Raw genomic sequence first — 19,064 nt, 5'->3', positions numbered from 1 at the left:
CCCTTGCGACATGGGAGGCATGGGGCAGAAACGAAAAGCCCGGCACTGGCCGGGCTTTCTGTAGATGGGCCAAATCCCTTTGGCTGAGTGCATTGTGCCTGGCAGGTGTGACGAAGGTGTGACAGGGCAGATACGAAAAGCCCAGTACCGGGTGTCGGTTCGGCTGGTTGCGATTGGCCTACCGCAACGAGCGATAGGTAATGGGGTCGACGTAAGGCGTCTGCAGGTCCCGCTCCGGGATCTCCCAGATGATTTGCCTTGGCGGCGTTTCCTTGGAGGCCGGGTTGTTCAGGTAGCTGTTGGCAGCGCCAGAGAACGCTCCGCCGTCTTTGGCGAAGTTGCCTATGGGGGCGCCCAGCGCCTGCTGCAGAAACCCGGCGAAGTTGGAGTTGCGTGAGAATGAAGTGCCGATGAGCACGGTATCGGGGAGGTCGGCATCGCCAAAGAGGTCTGCCTCTGTGTCAGGGCTGGTGGCTGATGCTACGGGAAGTTCGTGGGTGCTGGTCTGGGCGACCATTTCGGGGGCGGGTTGCCATTTGAGCGGCAGCCAGTCGATGCCCGCCAGATGGACCAGATCGCCAGGTCGCACCGCGAGCGGGGCATGACTTTCGTTGAACGACCTGCGTGGCGTTGCGCTGATGCCCAGGGTCTTCAGGCGCTGCGCGATGGCCTCGGCCGCCGCCTTCGCGCCGGATTCGCTCCAGTGCGTATCGGTGCGCAACCAGGCACTGGCCCCCAGTGGCGTCAGCGCAGCGGTGAGGTCCAGATTCGACACGCCAGCCACAGCCAGCTTCGAGGTCCAGGCCTGGATGCGCCCTTCGAGAGCGGCTGGGCGGTGCAGTGCGCAACGCTGCTCAGCAGCGATGCGGCTCTTGTCTGGAACGATGACCACCAACAGGCGGATGCCACGCTGGGAGAGCTGCTGCTGCAGATCGATCACTGCCTGGACTTTGGCCTCGGCATTGCGCTGCGCGTGATGATGGACCTTGAGCTCATCGGCCAAAAACAACCAGTCAGGACAACCCGGGCGAACCCTCGGCCCGGTGTCACCGAGGAGCAGCCAACTGACACCGCGCTCCAGTTCGGCGAAGGTCGTGGGGAGTTGAGCGTTCGACAGTTCCTTGGCGATCCGATGCGTGATATCGCCATCAAAAAACTGCGGAGCCTGCACTTTATCGGCCGACAGCGAGATCTGCCCTGAAACGATCAGGCTGCCAGAGGACAGCAGTCCGACGAACAGGAATATCAGCAGCGCCACGCCTGCCAACCGACTGCTGCGTGTCGCCAGATCATCTGGCTGATTGGGGGGCGGGGTGTGCCTTGGGATCGTCATCAGAATTGGAAGTACAGGAAGGGTACGGTTTCGCGACTGGCGATCAGGGCGAACGACAGCATGAAACCGGCGATGGGCCAAAGGGTGGCGGCGAAGAGCACAAGGCCGCCCGGTCGTTTCTCACAGTAAGGGCGCAGCAGCGGTGCGACGATACCGAACACCCCCAGCAACCCCGCGAGGCCGAGTACCGGGCGCAGGGTCGCGGACAGTTCGTCACCGAGGGCGATGCCCTGCAGGCCGAACTGTCCGGCGTACAGGTTCAGCGCGCCATGAAAGTCGGGGGCGCGGAACAGTGTCCAGGCCAGGCAGACGAACAACAATGTCAGTCCATGGGACAGCACCGGCGGTACTGAGGGCAGGGTGGAACGGCTCCAGGCACGATCAACGCATAACGCCAGGCCATGGGCGCAGCCCCACAGCAGATAGTTCCAGCTGTCGCCACCGTGCCAGAGTCCGGCGATGGCCATGATCAGGAACAGGTTGCGGTAGGTTTTCCAGGTGCCGTTGCGATTGCCGCCCAGCGGAATATACAGATAGTCACGTAGCCAACTGGACAGCGACAGGTGCCAGCGGCGCCAGAAGTCCTGGATGCTGTTGGCCAGATACGGACGGTCGAAGTTCTCGGGAAAGTGAAAGCCCAGCATCAATCCCAGCCCAATGGCCATGGCGCTGTAGCCGGCGAAGTCGAAGAACAGTTGCAACGAATAGGCAAGGCAGCCAACCCAGGCGTCGAGGAAACTGGGGGCCGGCAAACTGAACGCCACATCGACCACGGGCGACAGGGTGTCGGCCACCAGGACCTTCATGCACATCCCGACCATACACCTGCGTGCGCCCAGCGAGAAATTCTGCAGGTTGAAGTAACGTTGATTCAGCTCACGCCGAACCCAGTCATAGCGAATGATGGGGCCGGCGACCGAATGGCCGAACATCGAAATATAGGTGGCGTAGTTGATGAAGCTGCGTTCAACCGGCACGGTATGGCGATGCACATCCACCAGATAGGAAATCGCCTGCAAGACGATAAACGACAGCCCGGCCGGCATGATGACCCGCTGCCAGTCCAGGGGCATGGCGCCATACCAGGTGGCGGCATCGATCAACGTGCCGGCTACGATGTTGGCGTACTTGTACCAGCACAGCACCGCCGTATTGAGCACGATCAGCGTTGCGAGCAACCGCACGCGGCCCTTGCCTTCTTCCCGCAAGGCGTCAATCAGCAAGCCGCCGACCCATGCCGTGATCGTCAGCGCCACATGCACAGCGAGGAACCGTGGGCTCAACCAGCCATAGAACAGCCAGCTGCCGATCAGTAGCGTGACGTTGCGCCAGGCGGCCGGGCACAGTGCATAGGCACACAGGAACAGCGGCAGGAACAACGTCAGAAACTCGAGAGAAGCAAAAACCATGGTGGTGGCGCGATCCGATCAGTGGGCCAGGACGTCAGTCGCGAGCAACAGGTAAGGGCCATTTGCGCCAGGCAGCAGCACAACGCTGTAGCGCTCGCCAGCCTTGAGCTGACCCAGGTCAAGCGGGGCACCGACGTTGGTTTGGGCGCAGACCAATTGAACCGACAGGCTGACCGGGTTGATTGCGCGACGTTGCACGCTGCCGTCGGCCACCTCCTTGAACAGCTCGGCGTTTTTCCCGGCAGCGCGCAAACCGGCCTGGGTGCACGCGGGATCGGCGCTGATAAACGCCAGTGAGGCTCTCAGGCTATTGAAGTCGTCGGGTTGCTCACGGATGACGACCTGGCGGATACCTTGTGCGCTGTCCGGCAAGGCGATCACGCTGGCGAACTCGCCTGCCGCCACCTGGATGTCCAGCGGCTGGCTCTTGCCGTTGCGTTCCAGGGTGCCCTTGATCGGCTGGTTGGCGGGCACGGGCAGGTAGTCGGACACGGCATTGCTGCCTTCCAGCTTGAGGCTTGCCCGCGAGCCTTCGGCCAGCAGGTGCAGGGGGCGGTCGGCGGCGTTGATAAAACGCAGGAAGGCCGAGTCCTGATCCGGGCCCGTCGGGTACAGGGCAATGTCGGCGGCCTCGGCGTGCAGGCTGAGCATCAAGGGCGCGAACAGCGCCCAGCTGAATGCGGATCGGATCATTTGCCGGCTCCCGTGCTGCTGACGCGCTCGGCGGGCAGTTTGGCCAGGGCATCACCGATTGCATTGCCCCAGGATTGATAACCGGCGACGGTGAAGTGCTGCCCGTCGGTGGTGATCCACTGCCCGGGTTTGGAGAGCGTCAGCGAATCGATATAGGTACAAGGCGCCACGTTCGCGGCCAAAAACTGCGACATCAATTGAGTGCGGGCATCATTCTTCTGGTACATGCCACCGGCTTTGCCCCAGGCCGGGCCCACCCAGGCGCAACGGGTCCCGGTGGCCGCGATGGCCTTGGCCAGGCCGGTGACGCTTTGCCACGCCCAGGCCTTCGGGAACACCGGCTTGTCATAGGACGCCATGGTGTCGCCGATGACCAGTACCACCAGGTCGGGCTTGTCGGCGGCGATCAGGTCCTGGATCGGTGTGGTGGTTGCCTCGCGCCCTTTGATCACAATCTTGTCGTTGCCTTTGCGCTCGGCACCGCAGTCGACCTTTTTGCTGATCAGCCAGTCACCGGCGCTGGCGCCGCAGGCACCGATGGAATGGACCTGGGCGCCTTGGCGAGTCAGGTTGTCGTGCAGCGGCTCCAGCAAATGGTCCGCGAGGCTCATATGGCTCTCCCCAAGGACAAGGAGAGTCAGACCGGCAAGGGCAGAAGTGGGCATCGAAAGCTCCAGAATGATCAGTTGGAATAAGGCGAGGTGTACGGGCTGACCGGCAGGCTCATGGGGCCGCCGATCTCTTCGAACTGGTAGCGCAAGGACAGGGCACCGCTGAGTTGTTGGTAGTCGCGGGCGTTGTCCAGGCCCAGATTGGCGCCCAGCAGGAAGTTTGAAGCGACCTTGTATTCAGCCGCCGCGGCGACGCTGTAGCCGATCCCGGTTTTGTTTTGCCCTGCGTAGCGCAGGCCCGAGGCCGCCTGCAGGGCTTTGTCGGTCGGGAAATAGTCGACGCTGTCCTGCTCGAAATGCTGCACGCCGACCGAGCCCTTGACTTGATACGTCAAGCGCCCGGTGCGTTGTGCCCAGGTCACCGGCACACCCAGGGCGAAGAACGTCTGCGGGCTGAAATAGCCGCCGTGGCCGTAGGTGAAAAAGTCCTGATTGTTGGCGTAGCTGATGCCGGTCATGCTCAGGCCGACGGTCAGCTTGCTGTCCGTTGCATTTTGCAGGTACCAGTACACACCGCTGCCCAGTTCACTGCGGCTGTTGGATTCGACATGGTTGCCCAATAGCTGGTGCCAGGAGGCGTAGCCATAGGCGCCGACTTCGTTGTCGTCATAGCTCAACTGGCCACGCCCGCCGTTGGCGGTCACACCGCCCCAGGACTGCCCGCTGCGTTTGTCCGTGGCGCCGGCAAACGAGGTGAGGCTGTCAGTCACCGGACGCCGGGAAACGCTCACCCCGTAGCGGACATTGGAGGCGTCGCTGATGGGGCGATCAACGCTGATGCCGCCGGTGGCGGTGGTGTATTTGAAGCCGAGCGGGGTGGTGCCGAGATCGGCTTTGAGCCCATCCGCGGGCCGTTGCATGGCGACGGAAAGGCCGACACCCTCGGCTTTCTGCGAGCCGACGCTGCCGCTCTGCGCACCGTTACCGAAACGCGACAGCGCCTCGCCGCTGGCACTGCCGGCGTTCAGCCAGACCGGCGTCACGCGCAGGGCGACGCGGCTTTCATCCAGCGGAATACTGATTTCCAGCGGTGTTTCAACATCGGTCAGTTTGCTCAACCCCGACTCACTGTTGTTGCTGCGAATGCTCACGCCCTGGGTGACGTAGGCACTGCGCTCCTGAAGGATTTTATTCAGCGCCAGTTGCGCGGGGCTGATGTCCTCGCTCACCAGTGCTGCGCGCGGCAGCTGCGACTCGAATGGATTGCTCGCCTGCTGCGGCCTTGGCGGGGCGTCGATGCCAAAAGGGCTGTGAGACCTCACGCTGCCCGGCATCTCCTGAGCCGGTGGCGGGATCGCTGCCAACAAGGTGTCGCGACTGACCTCGCTACGTGGACCCGACACCCCGGCAAAAGGGTTGGGCGCCACTGTCGAACCTGCCAGTTGGCCGCCCTGGTTTCTGCGTTTCTCGCTCTGTTCGATGGCCACTGCCTTGCGCAGCAGATCGGCGGCCATGCCGGTCTTGCCCATGTTCTGGTAGAGACGTGCGGCCTCGGTCAGCGTTTGAGGGTTACCGGATTCGGTCTTGAGCAGCTGTTGCAGCGCCTGTTCGGCAAAGGCCGTGTCATGTGCCAACACCGCCGCGTCGGCAGCACCCAGCAGCAGTTGCGGGTCGCTGGGCTGGCGCTGCAACAGCGGTTTGTAGAGTTCGAGGGCTTTTGCCGTGTCGCCGTTGGCCGAGTACATCCGCGCCAGGGCCGCGACGGCAGCGCTGTCACCGGGACGTTGCGCCAGTGCGGGCGCCAGCGTGTCATAGGCGTTGGCCAGATCGCCGCGTTCACGCAGCTGGTCAGCCTGGCGGATGCGATAGCGATACAGCAGGTCGTCGAAACGCTTGCGCGCGGGCGCGTTCAGGGGCCTGTTCTGAAGGTCGCGCAGAATCTCGTTGACCTGGGCGTCTTCTCCGGATTCAAGCAGGACAGCGGCGTATTGCAGGATGAAGTCCGCCGAGGGCGCCGTGGTGTTTTGCAACTGGCCGCGCATGAGGGCCAGTGCACGGGTCGGCTCACCGACGGCGACATAGGCCGAGGCCAGGCTCGCGGTGCGATCCGGGCTGTTGTTGGCCATCGGCTGAATACGCTCGAGCAGGGTCAGGGCTTCCTGGCGCTGTCCGCGCTTGCCCAGGTCGATCGCCTGGCTGAGTTGCAGGTTGAGGCTGACATCTGCGGCCAGCGCTTGCATGTCCGGGGTGCGCTGGTCGGGACGCACGCGTCCCAAGGTGGTCTGGGCGGCTTTCCACTCACCCATCTGGACCGACAGCAAGGCGCTGACGTAAAGCGCATCGGCATTGTCGGGGTGGGCCTGGAGCATGGCGTTGATCAGGTCCCGAGCCTTTTGCGGTTCGCCCATCGCCAGGTTCAGGCGGGCCAGGGCGAAGCGCGTCCAGATGTTGTCCGGTTCGTAGCGCAGCGCGTCTTGCAGGGCGTTGCGCGCAGCGGGCAGATCGTTGCGCTGTTCGGCGAGGGCGGCCTGTTGCGTCGCGCGCAAGGCTTGCAGGCGTGCGGACTGGCCGTTCCTGGTCTGTCCAGTGGCTGGCAGAGTGTTGATCAGTTGCAGGGCTTCATCGTTCTTGCCGCTCTTGAGCAGCACGTTGACCAGCCCTTCCTGTGCTTGCGGGTCGTCGCGGCGCAGGCTCAGCACCTGGCGATAGTTGCCCTGAGCGTCATCGAACTGGCCCGCGCTGGCCTGAATGTCCGCCAGGGCGAGGCGAGCGTCGACCCCGTTCGGGGTAAGGCGCAGCGCCTGGTTTACCAGGGCTTGTGCCTGGGCTGTCTGGCCTTTGGCCTGGGCGTCCCGAGCCTGCTGCAACGCAGACCAGTAGCGCACTTCGTTCAACGCGACTTGCCACTGGCTGCCGCCAGGTTGTCGCGTGGCCTGACCCAGGAGCTTTTCCGCTTCGGCCAATCGGTGTTGCTGCTGGCGAACAACTCCAAGGCCACCCAGCGCGTCGGCATCGTCGGGGCGGGTTTTCAGGCGCGCTTGAAAAGCCTGTTCAGCGGTGGCCTGATCACCTTCTTTGAGCGCCTTCAGGCCGCGCGCGACTTCGGCGGGCGGTTGCCATGCCTTGCTGGCCGTCGTTGCCAGCTGTTGCTTGCCCTTGTTCATCTGCGCGCGGATTTCCGCGTCATCCGGATGCGTCTTGAGGTACGCCTCGAACAATGGCACTTGTGCCGGATTGGGCGGGCCGATCCAGGTCAGCGCCAGGCGCCAGCTTTCGTCGGCATCACCGGCAATGTCGGTACGCTGGGTCAGCGCGGCCAGGGCGCGGATGCCCTCGGCACGACTGTCTTCATGGCGCACCAGATGCTTGGCGTAAAACAGCGCGACGATCGAGTCATTGGGCATCTCACGTTGCAGGCGCTGAAATCCGCCGCGTGCTTCGGCCCAGTCAGCCTGATTGAAGGCAAGGTTGTTGTAATACTCGCGGCCGATCGTACCTTGAGGCGGACGGCCATCGAACAGCGAGCGAAACAAGACGGTCGCCTTGTCACGCTCACCGGCATCGACGAGGCGCCGAGCCTCTTCCAGGCGCTGCTGGTTCTGCGGTTGTGCCAGGGCGATGTCCTGCGCCAGTTGCAATGCCTGCCGAGGCGCTGGCTGGATGGCCTGCAAGCGGGCGAGGTATTGCTGCGCCTGTTGTGGCTTGCCCTGTTGCACGCCGATCAAGCCCAGGCCATACAGTGCGTCAACCTGGACCGGGTCCAGCAACAGGACTTTCAGCCAGACTTCCGCCGCGCGTTGAGGGTTGTTGTGCAACTGCCAGTACTGCCCTTGCTCGACGAGTAATGTCTGTGGCGTCGGACTTTGAGCGTGGGCAGCAGCGGCCGTCCACGCGCTCATGACGGCGATGGCTAGCGTGCGGTGGTGCGGGTGCATGCGGTCTCCCAGGAGAGTTTCAGCGTTCCGTCTTCCCGGAATCGATATTGTTTATCGGCCCAGCCGAGCGCGAACAGGCTGAGCATCAAGTCGTAGTAACGCGGCGCACCGGCGGCGGCATCAGGCCTGGCCAGCGCTTCGCGCAGGGCGAGTTCCACGCGGCTTCGTTGTTGATCGGCCAACTTGGGTTGCCCCTTGGCCTGAAGGTAGGGAATCAGTGCGGCCCGGAATCCGAACGGGCTCTGACCCTGAACACTGCCGTGGAGAACCTGGACTGTTTCCGGGGGGGAACCCGTCGCGACAGTGCTGCGGGCCATACCGTCCAGCCGCTTGAGCAGCAGCGCTGCCAGCGGTTCGGAGGTATCACTCATGCCCAGCCAGAGGTACACGCGAATGGCGTCGTAGCTGCCCGTGTCGCCATTGACCGGATCGCTGACGAAGACACCCGATTGCGCTGAAGTGCCTTGATAACCGACCCAGTCGGCGACGAAGCCGTGGCGGCTGGATTGGGCAATCATCGTCGCGGTGTTGTGGGCAATCGCTTGCCACGGCCCGGACGGTGCTTCCTTGGCCAGCCGCCGTAACAGCGGCAGTGGCAGGTAGCTGGGGTTCAGGCGCCAGAGTGCGTCCGGCTGGACGAAACCCTGTGGTCCAGGCAATACCATCGGGCCCAGCCCGGGTAGGTTGATGACCAATTGCGCTTCGATCGTCGCCATCAGGTGCAGGGCGTCCTGGCGATAGTCCGGCCGATGCCACAGGCGTGCGGCTTCGAGCAGGGCGTAGGCGATCCACAGGTCGGCGTCGGCGGCCGAATTGGCGTCTTGCAGGCGCCACTGACCGTCCGTGCCTTGCCCCCATAACCAGCCCGGCAGGCGTGTGGCGATGTCTGCGCCGGCGAGGTTGGCCGAGGTCCAGCGCCAGAGCGTGTCGAAGCGTGGCTGATCGTTGCCGATCAGCGCAAAGAGCATGCCGTAGGACTGCCCTTCAGAGGTGCTGTGATTGCTCTTCAGGCTCGATTCGAGAACCCGGCCGTCGTCCTGGACAAAGCGCGTTGCGTAGGTTTGCCAAAGTGGCCAGGCTGGCGACTCGCAGGATTGTGCGGCCGCTATCGCCGGCGCCAGCAGGGCAAGCGCAAGCACGGCGCTCAGCCTGCGCGCGTTACCGCGCAGGCCCTGGCGAAGTGAAGTACCCCGGCTGCTCATGGACGACACAGGCCTGTGCGGCTCATTGGCCAAGACGACGTTTGGCCCGCAGGCGCAGGGCCAGGTAGGCCATCGAAGCCAGCAGCAGGACCCCGAGGAGGGTGAACAGCATGAGCGCCATTACGTTCTGCGAGAGGTACCACTGCAGATAGCGCAACGGACCCAGGCGCCCGACGTAGTAATCCTGTTCGGCGACCAGCGATTCGACATGCTTGCCCCTGACAACCACCAGGCTGCCTTGCAAATCCTGGGCATTTTCTTCGCTGCTGAGCAGGGCGTTGGTCACGTCGGCCAGGCCGCCTGGCCTTGTGCCGGCGATAAACACCACGCTGCGCCCACTCTTGAGCGGCGATTCGAATCCGGTCAGATAAGCACTGCCGTCTTCGGCACTGAACCTGAAGCTGCTGCGCGCTTCACGCAGATTGGTCTTCGTATCCGGGCTGATCCAGTTGCGCAGGCGCAAGGGCAGGTCAGACAGTTCAAAGTACTGCGCAGCATCTACGTCCCTGGCCGGCAGAAGGTTTTGCCATTGCTCCAGCAGCGGCTGATTGTTGCCCGAGGCGAGCACCAGCAAATCCCGGTCGCTTTGCTCGGCCACCTGGTCGGCGTGGACCACCTTCACGCCGGTGGCCGGATAACCGGTGGAGTCGCCGAAGCGGCCCAGCAGGGTCAGATAGGCACTCAGCTCGGCCGGGGCTGGCTCGTTGGGCAGGATCACCGATGTTTCCGACAGGTCGGCCATGCGGGTGAACGGGAAGCCACTGTCCTTGAACACCCCGAGGTTGGGCATGGCCATGAAATGCTCGTACTGGCTGAGGTCCAGGGTCGAGTCCGGGTCGATCACGCCGCGCATGTTGTCGATGATGATGTCGCGGCATTCGCCCTGTTTGATGTAGTCATACATGAAGCGAAATTGCAGGCGCGATTGCAGCGCGACTGAATTGAGTGGCAACAGCATGCGCGACGTGCGGGCCAGGCTGTCGTCGGTCTTGAGCATCGACAGCAGGCTATCGCTGTTGCCGAGTTTCTCGATCGAAGGCAGGTCGATCGACTTGATGAAGGTGTCGTTGAAACTGATCAGCAACGAAGAGTTGGTGGAGACCGGTTGCGGCGTGTAGCGGTATTTCAGGTCAAGTTGCGCACCGGGCTCACGCCAGTTGAACAGGTCGGGTGGCAGGCGTAGCGCAACCGTCATTTGTCCCGGGTTATATCCCGACACATTGAGTTCTGCGGGCTTCGCCAGTTCACCCAGGCGAACCGGGCGATCGGACGGCAGCCAGTTTGGCGCGTCGTACGGTTGGCGTGGCTTGAGCGAGTCGATCCGGTCGATCACCACGCTCTGCCCGGAAAAAGCCGAGCCGCCGAGGGCCAGCGCTGTCGCGGCGACCTTGAGATCGGCGCCATCGCGCCCGGAGACGATCAACAGTTTGCCCTGGGCATCATTCGGGTTGCTCACCAGGGTCAACGTCGGCCCCGTGGCCTCTTTGATCGGCAAGCCGCTCAAGGCCGTTGATTCGCTGCCGCTGACAAACACCACCGCGTTGCCTTTGGCCGGCAGGCTGGTGAGGCTGGCGGGGAAGGTTGCGCCACGGTAGCTGGCCAGGGCGCCAAACCAGGACGACAGGATACCGGCGGCCTCAAGCTCAGGACCGCCCGGGCGCGCGGCGAACACGAAGGGCAGTGTCAGGGGCGAGGCGTCTCGACGATCGAACAGGGGCAGCGGCAGAGCGGACAGATCGTTGGGCTGTTTAATCGACGACACCTGAAGGCTCAACTGGCTCTCGTTGCCGATCCTGGCCCAGAGGCTGGAGTGCAATGGGTCTTCACATTGCATCGTGTAGTGACCGATGAACTGCAGGCTGAGCCGGTTGAATTCGGTGATGGTCTGCGGCGGAATCTGCACGGTCCGGGTCTGCAGTTTACCGGCCTCTTCCTTCGGGAGGGGCAGGCTGGCGGCCACTTGATCGTTGATCAGCACGTTGATTTGCGAAAGGTCGGCCAGCAGTGCCGGTGAGTAGCTGTACTGCAGCGTGACCTGGGCAGCCGTGACGACTTCATCGGCGCGCACATCGAAATTCACACTGTCGGTAGCCTCCACGCCTTTAAGGGTCATCGAATAGCTTTTGCCCAGCTCCTTGAGGGTGCGGGTATAGCTGTTGCCCGGGGCATCGGCCACGGGCAACGATGCGGCCGGCAACACCGCCGGCTCTGTGGCGCTGATTTGGGTGGCAGCACTCAACGCCCAGCCGCTCCAGCCCATTAGCGAGCAGGCAATCAGCAGGAGTGAGCGACGAGGAGGAAAGGTCCGGCGAGTGGAAGGCTTCAAGATCGTTGCGTGTCCGCGGTGGAGTCGATAGGTGATGGCGCGCCCGGGCGTTTGCGCAGCAGCGCCCGGCTGTCTTTCAGGGTTGCAACAAACAGGCGCAGGATGGCGCGCAAGCCAATGCTGCTGACCTCGCGCAACGCCGACATGGGCGCGTCGAGGCGGCCGTTACCCCAGGTATTGGCCCAGGTGTCGGCCCGTGAAAAGGTCAGTCGCACCAATTCACTTTGCTGGCGCAGGGTCAAACCCTCGAATTGCACGCCCGCAACGCCATCGTTGCTGAAGATCGTTGTTGCGGGAAAGAGGCTTGAAGGCGGCGTGCGCAGAATGCACAGCCGCAGCTTCTCATCGACGCTGAGCTGAACCTGCGGTGGCAGCGCCAGACCCACGCCGTTTTGTGAGAAGTCCTGGGTTTTGCAATCGAACCAGGTGCCGTCTTCGCGGTAGACACGCAGGGGCAGGTCAGCGGGCACCCTGGGTTCGTTGCGCACCTGAGAGGACTCAGTGGCCACCGCTATGGCGGTGCTGACGATGATGATGTTGTACAGGGTCCAGGCCAGGTTGATCAGCAGGGTCGTGGCCTCGGCCGAATCACTCGCGATCAGCTTCACCACGCCAATCACCAGACCGGTCATGTTCAGGGTCAGCAGCACGATGTAAGGCCGTGCGAGCTTCCAGTCGAAATAGTCCTTTTCGATGGTGCCGCCCTTGTCAGTCACGTTGAACTTGCCCAGCGAAGGGCTGATCAGGGCCATCAGTACGGGCCGCATGATGTACCAGGCCAACACCGACTCATACACTTCGTTCCAGAAGGAATGGCGGAAACGCCCCTGGATGGCGGAGTTGGTCAGGTTGGAATGCAAAATATGCGGCAGTACATAGACCGCGACCATCAACGCCGAGGCATGGAAAATCTGCGCGTCGAAAAACAGGTAGGCCAGGGGTGCGGTCAAGAACACCAGGCGGGGCAGGCTGTAGAAAAAGTGCATCATGGCGTTGAGGTAGCAGATGCGCTGCCCCAGGTTCAGTCCTTTGCCAAACAATGGATTGTCGGTCCGGAAAATCTGCGCCATGCCCCGCGCCCAGCGTATGCGCTGGCTGATGTGTCGGGAAAGGCTTTCGGTGGCCAGGCCCGCCGCCTGTGGAATGGCGAGGTAAGCGGTATTGAAACCACGGCGATTGAGCTTGAGTGCCGTGTGCGCGTCCTCGGTCACGGTTTCGGTGGCGATGCCGCCGACTTCCAGCAAGTGAGTCCGCCGGATGACCGCGCAGGAGCCGCAGAAGAATGCCGCGTTCCACAGGTCGTTGCCGTCCTGCACCAGGCCGTAGAACAGCTCACCTTCATTGGGTACCGAGCGAAAGGTATCGAGGTTCTTTTCGAACGGATCGGGTGAATAGAAGAAGTGCGGCGTTTGCAGCAACGCCAGGTTCGGGTCCTTTAAAAACCAGCCCATGGTGATTTGCAGGAAGGAGCGGGTGGGCACGTGGTCGGCGTCGAATATGGCGATGAACTCGCCATCGGTGACCTTGAGTGCCTCGTTGAGGTTGCCGGCCTTGGCATGTTGATTGTTGTCGCGGGTGATGTAGTTGACACCAATCTGCTGACAGAAAGCCTTGAACTCCTCCCGGCGTCCGTCATCGAGCACGTGCACCCGCAGTTTGCCCTCGGGCCAGTCGATGGCCTGAGCGGCGAGCACCACCAGTTTGACGATGCCCAACGCTTCGTTATAGGTGGGAATGAAGACATCCACCGTTGGCCATTGCGCGGGCGGCTGTTGCAGAAACTGCGGTTTGCGGTGCAGCGGCCAGGCGGTCTGTACGTAACCGAAGACTAGGACGAGCAAGGCATACAGCTCGGCCAGCACCAGCCCGTAGCCAAATACGGCATCCTGCCAGTTGTCGAAGCCCAGGGTGTCGGTCAGGCGCCAGTACATGTAGCGCAGCGAAGCGATCAGCGAGAGGGTGATCAGGGTCAGGATCGCCAGACGCCCGGCTCGCTTGCGGATGATCAGGCTGGTGGCGAAACAGACGGCGGCAAACGCAGCCTGGGAATACAGGTTCAGCGGCGCAATGAGGATACCCAGCACCAACAATGCGGCGATCAGCCCGGCCGAGAGCTTCAGGCCCTGGCGCCAAAGCAGGGGCCATCGACTGACGCGAGCCTGGAAACTATCCAATAGTTCTTCCAGCCACCACGCCTTCGCGGGTGCCTGATCAAGCCGGGCGGTCATGGCGTGCCCTGCTGGCTGGAATCATCCGCGCATAGCAGCGCATGGACCGCGCCTGTCAGCGAGAGAATATCCTGGCTGCCAATGCTCCCGGGTGCGTACTGCAGCAGGTCCCGACCATAGGCAAGCGACTCGTTGAACTGGTGATCGAGGCGAATCGTGCCGATCAGGTTGGCGCCGAGCCGCCGCCGAAACAGCACGCCCATGTCCCTGCAGAACGAACGCGACTCATCCCGTTGGTTGAGCACATACCGGTGCTGCTGCGCGCGTCGCCGGCTGGTTTCCAGCCACTGGGTCATGGAGTCCAGTGCCAGGTAGGAGGCCGCGTCAGCCACCGTCATCACCAGCACCAGATCGGCGGCATCGAGTGCCTGTTGCGAATAGACGGTCGCACCCGAAGGGGTGTCCAGGATCACGGTATCGTTTTCGCTGAGGTTCATTGACGCAAGGTGCTCATTCAACCAGGCAGAATCTTCAAGCATCAACTGCTTGAGCAGTCGGCGATCGTTCACCTCGCCAGTGCCGAAGGGCAGGCACTCGCTGTCGCTGAAGCCCGGCAGGCGATGAGCGCCCCAGTCGGCGTCCTGCTCTTTGAGCTGGATCAGCCCGGGAACCTGCCGGGTGATACCCAAGTGGCTGGACAGCGCGTTCTGAGGGTCCAGATCAATCGCGATGGTTCGCCCGCCAGGGCGCCGAAGTGTTTTTGCGAGGCCGGCGGCGACGGTGCTTTTACCCACCCCACCATTCGCCGAAACGATAGCGATGACCTTCGCCCTGGTCCGCTTGCGAGTCGTTTCTGGCAGACCGTCTCGACGAACCTGGTTGAGTTCGCGCAACAGATCGCTCAATCGCTGACGGTCACCCGTAGCAGAACTTGCAGGTGGCTTGGCCAGAGGCGGGGATTTGGGCGAAGGTTGCGAGAGTGCAGCATTCTTCACAGGCTCGACCGGCGCGCCAATCAATAAAGAAGGCTGTGGCTGGTCCAGTAGAAATACAGGGGATGCTGGTGTTGGGGGAGGCAAGGCCGCCGACGGTTCTGGCTCAGCCAGCGCAGGTGTAGCCGGATCGTCTTTGAAATCTTTGTAGTTCGGTTGTATTTCCTGGTAGCTCTCCGCATTGGCGCCAAAACGTGTGAAGAGTTTCGCAATATCGTCTACATATTTCATGCGTTGTACCAGGAATGGAATAACTCAGAAACTCAGCATTCCATTAACTTTAAATCATCAACTTGAAAAGTTTATGTGTCGTCTGGATGTTGGCAGAGTGCCATTAATCTAGAGTGTCTAAATCTAAGTGTCAACGAATGTTATAAGAAGTCAGCGATGTTTGTTGCTGTGGGGTTGGGCGTTATTGGGGTGTTATATTGCTCGTGGAAAGTTTGAATGTTGGAGTGCGCTCGGTAATGACTGTTCAAAGTGGTGCAGTGTAATGATGGGTAGTGGGGGCGGGGCGATGACTTTCGGTGCGGCGGTGCGTGAATGTTGATCGGCTTTGATGGTTTTATGCCGGCTTATGTATTAAAGAGGTTGGCTGGTATTTATTAAGGAATAGTGGTGGTTTTAAAATAATACTCTTCCGTTTTTACCGGGTGTCGAGTGATGGGCGTCTGATGGCGAGAGTTTCAAGGGAAATACGCGGCCCCGGTTGGCTGGTGTTCGGTGAGGATCCGACTCCAGCGCTATTGATACCGTCAGCCTGATGAGTGCTGTTTCGATTGGTTGTAAATAGAACTTGGTGACATGGCTTGCGATCATTCCATTGCGCAGGTGTTGTGATCTTCATGTAGGGTTGGAATGATGGTGAAAATAACTATCAATTACAGTGTGTCGCCGATACCAAGAGCATGATTTGCTTTTTTTAACCGGCCTTGTCAGAGCGTTCCAAGCGTCAACTCCATCGCCAGTACAGTGGACAACGCCAGCGCAATCAACAACGCTATAAACATCAGGCTCAGCTGAGCGACATGCTTATAACGGGGTATCGGTCTATTCGTGATTCGAGCAATTGATTTATTAGTGGAAGCCATCGCCAATCCTCACTTTTCCGCGGAACACGTAATGGCTGCAGAGGGTGTACATCAGGATCACCGGCAGGATGAGCAGTGCGCGCCAGTCAGGGCGAACCGCTGACTGGTGGTGTCGCGCGTTGCATATTTCACCCCTCGCGTCATGCCGACTCTGGCAAGCCCCGCCGTCTCCATGATGTCCCGGACGGCAGCTGTTACGGGTACGAGGAGGGGGTGCAACTAATGAGCCATTTCAATAGAGCGAAAAAAGTTCAACTTAATTAATAGACTGCTTCCGGGCGTTTCGAGCTGGAGAAAGGGTGAGTGGGGAATATTCCTCAAATCAGGTGGTAAACGCCCGGTTGGGTGGGTGTATTGCCCCATTTATGGAGACAGTAGCGGCCCTGTTTCACCGACCGCTCTTGGTAGGGGCTGCTTGCCCTGAGGCAACAGTTTTGGATTGCTGGATTTCAAAAATGAATCATTGAGTTACTGAGTGGTCATAATTACGGCTGGATGCTGTCCGGATGAAATTCCCGGAGAGCGACAACCGTCCCTGTAGCCCTGACCATTTAGGACGTTCAAATGAAGCGCGCAGTAATGATGATCTTGGCCATTTCAGGTTTGCTCTTGCTGGGAGGCTGCGGTCCTCACTGGGAAGACGGAGGGAGGTACGGTCGGGATTATGATCATGATTATCGTCGTGGATACGACCAGGGGAATGACGATGATCAAGGTTATTATCGTCGACATGATCGTCGTGACTATGATCGCTACCACCGCCAGTATCGCGATCGCGACGACAGAGACGATTGATCCTCCCGCTCATTGAGCTAGCGCTGTTACTGCAGGAGCGAGCAAGCTCGCTCCTGCAGAACCCTTAACGCCGATCCAGCCAGACCGTTTGTGCGTTACAGAATTCGCGCACCCCGAAATGCGAGAGTTCCCGGCCAAAGCCACTCTTCTTCACTCCACCAAAACTGACGCGCGGATCGCTGGCGCTATAGCCATTGATGAACACGCCGCCGGTTTCAAGTTCGCCGGCCATCTGCCGCGCAAGTTCGACATTGCGCGTGTAGAGGGTGGCGGTGAGGCCGAATTCGCTGTCATTGGCCAGTTCCAGTGCATGGGCTGCGTCTCTGGCGGTGATGATTGCAGCCACAGGACCAAACAACTCCTGTTTGAATGATGTCATCTGGTCGGTCACGTCGCCGAGTACAGTGGGTTCATAGTAATTGCCGGGGCCTTCGGCCTTCTTTCCACCCATCAGCAATGTCGCGCCTTCTTCCAGCGTGTCGCGCACCTGTTGATCCAGTTCGTCGCGCAGATCGAAACGAGCCATCGGGCCGATGTAGGTGTTGGCGGCCAGTGGATCACCGACGACCAGTTGTCGGGTGGCCTCGACGAACTTGCGGGTAAATTCCCGGGCAATGCCTTGCTCGACAATCAGGCGTTTGGCGGCGGCGCAGACTTGTCCGGTGTTCTGATAGCGCCCGATCACGGCGGCTTTTACCGCCTCATCGAGGTCCGCGTCGTCGAGCACGATAAACGGGTCGGAGCCACCCAGTTCCAATACGCATTTCTTCAGTGCTGCTCCAGCCTGAGCACCGATGGCCATGCCCGCACGGACGCTACCGGTGAGGGTGACAGCTGCGATACGTGGATCGGCGATCGCCCTGGATACCCCCTCCGGCGTGACATTGATGACCTCGAAAACACCTTCGGGAAAGTCCGCTTGCTTGACGGCTTCCAGCAGCAGGTAGGCGCTGCCCATGACGTTTGGCGCGTGCTTGAGCACGTAGGTATTGCCGGCGAGCAGGGTGGGGACCGCACCGCGCAGGACTTGCCAGATGGGGAAGTTCCACGGCATGACGGCGAGAATCGGGCCGAGCGGGCGATATTCAATGCGTGCCTTGCCGCCTTCAACCAGGGTCGGTTCCGGGTTCAGCATGGCGGGGCCGTGCTCGGCGTACCATTCGCAGAGCTGCGCGCATTTTTCAATTTCACCGCGGGCCTGAGTGATCGGTTTACCCATTTCCCGGGTGATCATGTTCGCCATGGCCTCTACGTTGTTGCGCAAGGCCTGGCCGAGGTTGATCAAAAGCTGTGCGCGTTGTTCAACCGGTTTGCTGCGCCAGCTACGAAACCCGGCAGCGGCCCGCGCCAGCGTGGCCTGCAATGCTGAATCGGATTCGAAAGGGTACTGGCCGATCTGTTCGCCGGTAGTCGGGTTGATCGAAATGGCATGGGTAAGGCTGGAAACGTTGGTCATGGCACCGTCCTGCGAGGTGGGGATGGGCTCAGGTTATGGGGCTATATGTTTTATGGAAACTGAATAATACTGAGCATAACGTTCACGTTTGGAGAATGACTTGGATCTGGTTCAGCTCGAAATCTTCAAGGCTGTTGCCGAGCACGGCAGCATTAGCGTGGCCGCCCAGCATATTCATCGGGTGCCATCGAATCTCACGACCAGAATCAAGCAGCTTGAGCTGGACCTGGGGGTGGACCTGTTTATCCGCGAGAAGAGTCGCCTGCGCCTGTCGCCGGCCGGCTGGAGCTTTCTGGATTACGCTCGACGCATTCTCGACCTGGTCCAGGAGGCCCGGGCCACAGTGGCGGGTGAAGAGCCGCAAGGAGCATTCGCCCTGGGGTCGCTGGAAAGTACTGCAGCGGTACGTATCCCGGAGCTATTGGCCGCCTATAACCAGAAACACGCCAAGGTCGAACTGGACCTGTCCACCGGGCCCTCCGGGACCATGATCGATGGGGTGCTGTCAGGGCGGCTGGCCGCTGCATTTGTCGATGGCCCGGTGTTGCATCCGGCGCTGGAGGGGGTACCGGCGTTCGAGGAGGAAATGGTCTTGATCGCACCACTCAATCATGACCCGATTCATCGGGCGAAGGATGTGAATGGCGAAAACATCTATGCGTTCCGCTCCAACTGCTCCTATCGCCATCATTTCGAAAGCTGGTTCGCCAATGGCGCGGCGGTGCCCGGCAAGATTTTCGAAATGGAGTCCTATCACGGCATGCTGGCCTGCGTCAGCGCCGGTGCCGGTCTGGCGCTGATGCCCCGCAGCATGCTCGAAAGCATGCCTGGATGCACGACGGTCAGCGTCTGGCCATTGTCGGAGTCGTTCCGCTATTTACGCACCTGGCTGGTGTGGCGCAGGGGGACGGTGTCGCAGAGTCTGACGATGTTTGTGCGCTTGCTTGAGGATCGCGGGGTGGTGTTGGTCGAAAAATAGTGGAAAGTTAACGGTCTGTGCTGAAAAACCGGATAATGGCGGCCAAATCGTATAGCTCGTTATTCTGGTAAGCA

12 protein-coding genes and 1 pseudogene are annotated in these 19,064 nt (G+C 61.1%); 2 read left to right on the top strand and 11 right to left on the bottom strand.

What is annotated here, in order from left to right; all coding sequences use genetic code 11:
- Positions 1-178: 178 nt before the first annotated feature.
- The 10 genes and pseudogenes from ACEN8Q_RS11405 to ACEN8Q_RS11360 all read right to left on the bottom strand — a co-directional run.
- Positions 179-1,333 (bottom strand): alginate O-acetyltransferase AlgX-related protein, encoded by a 1,155-nt coding sequence (locus tag ACEN8Q_RS11405; protein ID WP_413705195.1) that lies wholly within the window; start codon positions 1,331-1,333, stop codon positions 179-181.
- Positions 1,333-2,742 (bottom strand): MBOAT family O-acyltransferase, encoded by a 1,410-nt coding sequence (locus ACEN8Q_RS11400; RefSeq protein ID WP_413705194.1) that lies wholly within the window; start codon positions 2,740-2,742, stop codon positions 1,333-1,335. The genes ACEN8Q_RS11405 and ACEN8Q_RS11400 overlap by 1 nt, the downstream gene beginning before the upstream one ends.
- Positions 2,743-2,760: 18 nt before the next feature.
- A complete protein-coding gene (locus tag ACEN8Q_RS11395) occupies positions 2,761-3,435 on the bottom strand; it encodes an alginate O-acetyltransferase AlgF (RefSeq protein ID WP_413421338.1) in 675 nt (224 codons plus the stop codon).
- The gene (locus ACEN8Q_RS11390) at positions 3,432-4,100 is read right to left on the bottom strand and encodes an SGNH/GDSL hydrolase family protein (RefSeq protein ID WP_111282033.1); all 669 of its coding nucleotides are present in this window, start codon (positions 4,098-4,100) and stop codon (positions 3,432-3,434) included. Before ACEN8Q_RS11390 ends, ACEN8Q_RS11395 begins: the two co-directional genes overlap by 4 nt.
- A 17-nt stretch (positions 4,101-4,117) precedes the next feature.
- Entirely contained in the window at positions 4,118-7,981 is a 3,864-nt protein-coding gene (locus ACEN8Q_RS11385) for a cellulose synthase subunit BcsC-related outer membrane protein (RefSeq protein ID WP_413705193.1), read from the bottom strand.
- Positions 7,957-9,183, bottom strand: coding sequence for a cellulose synthase complex periplasmic endoglucanase BcsZ (gene bcsZ, locus ACEN8Q_RS11380; RefSeq protein ID WP_413421342.1), 1,227 nt, complete (start codon positions 9,181-9,183; stop codon positions 7,957-7,959). Before bcsZ ends, ACEN8Q_RS11385 begins: the two co-directional genes overlap by 25 nt.
- Before the next feature lie 22 nt (positions 9,184-9,205).
- The gene (gene bcsB, locus ACEN8Q_RS11375) at positions 9,206-11,464 is read right to left on the bottom strand and encodes a cellulose biosynthesis cyclic di-GMP-binding regulatory protein BcsB (RefSeq protein ID WP_413421364.1); all 2,259 of its coding nucleotides are present in this window, start codon (positions 11,462-11,464) and stop codon (positions 9,206-9,208) included.
- Positions 11,465-11,505: 41 nt separating this feature from the next.
- The gene (gene bcsA / locus ACEN8Q_RS11370; protein WP_413705192.1) at positions 11,506-13,737 is read right to left on the bottom strand and encodes a UDP-forming cellulose synthase catalytic subunit; all 2,232 of its coding nucleotides are present in this window, start codon (positions 13,735-13,737) and stop codon (positions 11,506-11,508) included.
- The gene (gene bcsQ / locus ACEN8Q_RS11365) at positions 13,734-14,900 is read right to left on the bottom strand and encodes a cellulose biosynthesis protein BcsQ (RefSeq protein ID WP_413421346.1); all 1,167 of its coding nucleotides are present in this window, start codon (positions 14,898-14,900) and stop codon (positions 13,734-13,736) included. The genes bcsA and bcsQ overlap by 4 nt, the downstream gene beginning before the upstream one ends.
- A gap of 846 nt (positions 14,901-15,746) precedes the next feature.
- Positions 15,747-15,839 (bottom strand): annotated as a pseudogene (locus ACEN8Q_RS11360) (hypothetical protein); the annotation flags it as partial.
- A 485-nt stretch (positions 15,840-16,324) separates the two neighbouring features.
- Between ACEN8Q_RS11360 and ACEN8Q_RS11355 the strand changes: the two are divergent.
- Positions 16,325-16,555, top strand: coding sequence for a hypothetical protein (locus tag ACEN8Q_RS11355; RefSeq protein WP_413421348.1), 231 nt, complete (start codon positions 16,325-16,327; stop codon positions 16,553-16,555).
- Between the two features lie 64 nt (positions 16,556-16,619).
- Here ACEN8Q_RS11355 and ACEN8Q_RS11350 read toward each other — a convergent pair whose 3' ends face one another.
- Positions 16,620-18,011 carry an aldehyde dehydrogenase family protein gene (locus tag ACEN8Q_RS11350; RefSeq protein ID WP_413705191.1) on the bottom strand — a complete coding sequence of 464 codons (1,392 nt, stop codon included), beginning with the start codon at positions 18,009-18,011 and terminating at the stop codon, positions 16,620-16,622.
- Positions 18,012-18,111: 100 nt separating this feature from the next.
- Here ACEN8Q_RS11350 and ptrR point away from each other — a divergent pair, with 100 nt between their 5' ends.
- A complete protein-coding gene (gene ptrR / locus ACEN8Q_RS11345) occupies positions 18,112-18,990 on the top strand; it encodes a putrescine utilization regulator PtrR (RefSeq protein WP_413705190.1) in 879 nt (292 codons plus the stop codon).
- Positions 18,991-19,064 lie beyond the last annotated feature (74 nt).

It is taken from the genome of Pseudomonas sp. Pseusp16 (genome assembly GCF_047324915.1).
Lineage (GTDB): Bacteria > Pseudomonadota > Gammaproteobacteria > Pseudomonadales > Pseudomonadaceae > Aquipseudomonas > Aquipseudomonas fluorescens_CD.
Note: the sequence above shows the minus strand (reverse complement) of the source record. Positions and strands in the feature narration are given on the sequence as shown.

Bases quoted from the DNA above. Each gene is read 5' to 3' on its own strand.
- ACEN8Q_RS11400 (WP_413705194.1), bottom strand. From the start codon at position 2,742: ATGGTTTTTGCTTCTCTCGAGTTTCTGACGTTGTTCCTGCCGCTGTTC.
- ACEN8Q_RS11350 (WP_413705191.1), bottom strand. From the start codon at position 18,011: ATGACCAACGTTTCCAGCCTTACCCATGCCATTTCGATCAACCCGACT.
- ACEN8Q_RS11355 (WP_413421348.1), top strand. From the start codon at position 16,325: ATGAAGCGCGCAGTAATGATGATCTTGGCCATTTCAGGTTTGCTCTTG.
- bcsA (WP_413705192.1), bottom strand. From the start codon at position 13,737: ATGACCGCCCGGCTTGATCAGGCACCCGCGAAGGCGTGGTGGCTGGAA.
- bcsZ (WP_413421342.1), bottom strand. From the start codon at position 9,183: ATGAGCAGCCGGGGTACTTCACTTCGCCAGGGCCTGCGCGGTAACGCG.
- ACEN8Q_RS11385 (WP_413705193.1), bottom strand. From the start codon at position 7,981: ATGCACCCGCACCACCGCACGCTAGCCATCGCCGTCATGAGCGCGTGG.
- ACEN8Q_RS11395 (WP_413421338.1), bottom strand. From the start codon at position 3,435: ATGATCCGATCCGCATTCAGCTGGGCGCTGTTCGCGCCCTTGATGCTC.
- bcsQ (WP_413421346.1), bottom strand. From the start codon at position 14,900: ATGAAATATGTAGACGATATTGCGAAACTCTTCACACGTTTTGGCGCC.
- ACEN8Q_RS11390 (WP_111282033.1), bottom strand. From the start codon at position 4,100: ATGCCCACTTCTGCCCTTGCCGGTCTGACTCTCCTTGTCCTTGGGGAG.
- ACEN8Q_RS11405 (WP_413705195.1), bottom strand. From the start codon at position 1,333: ATGACGATCCCAAGGCACACCCCGCCCCCCAATCAGCCAGATGATCTG.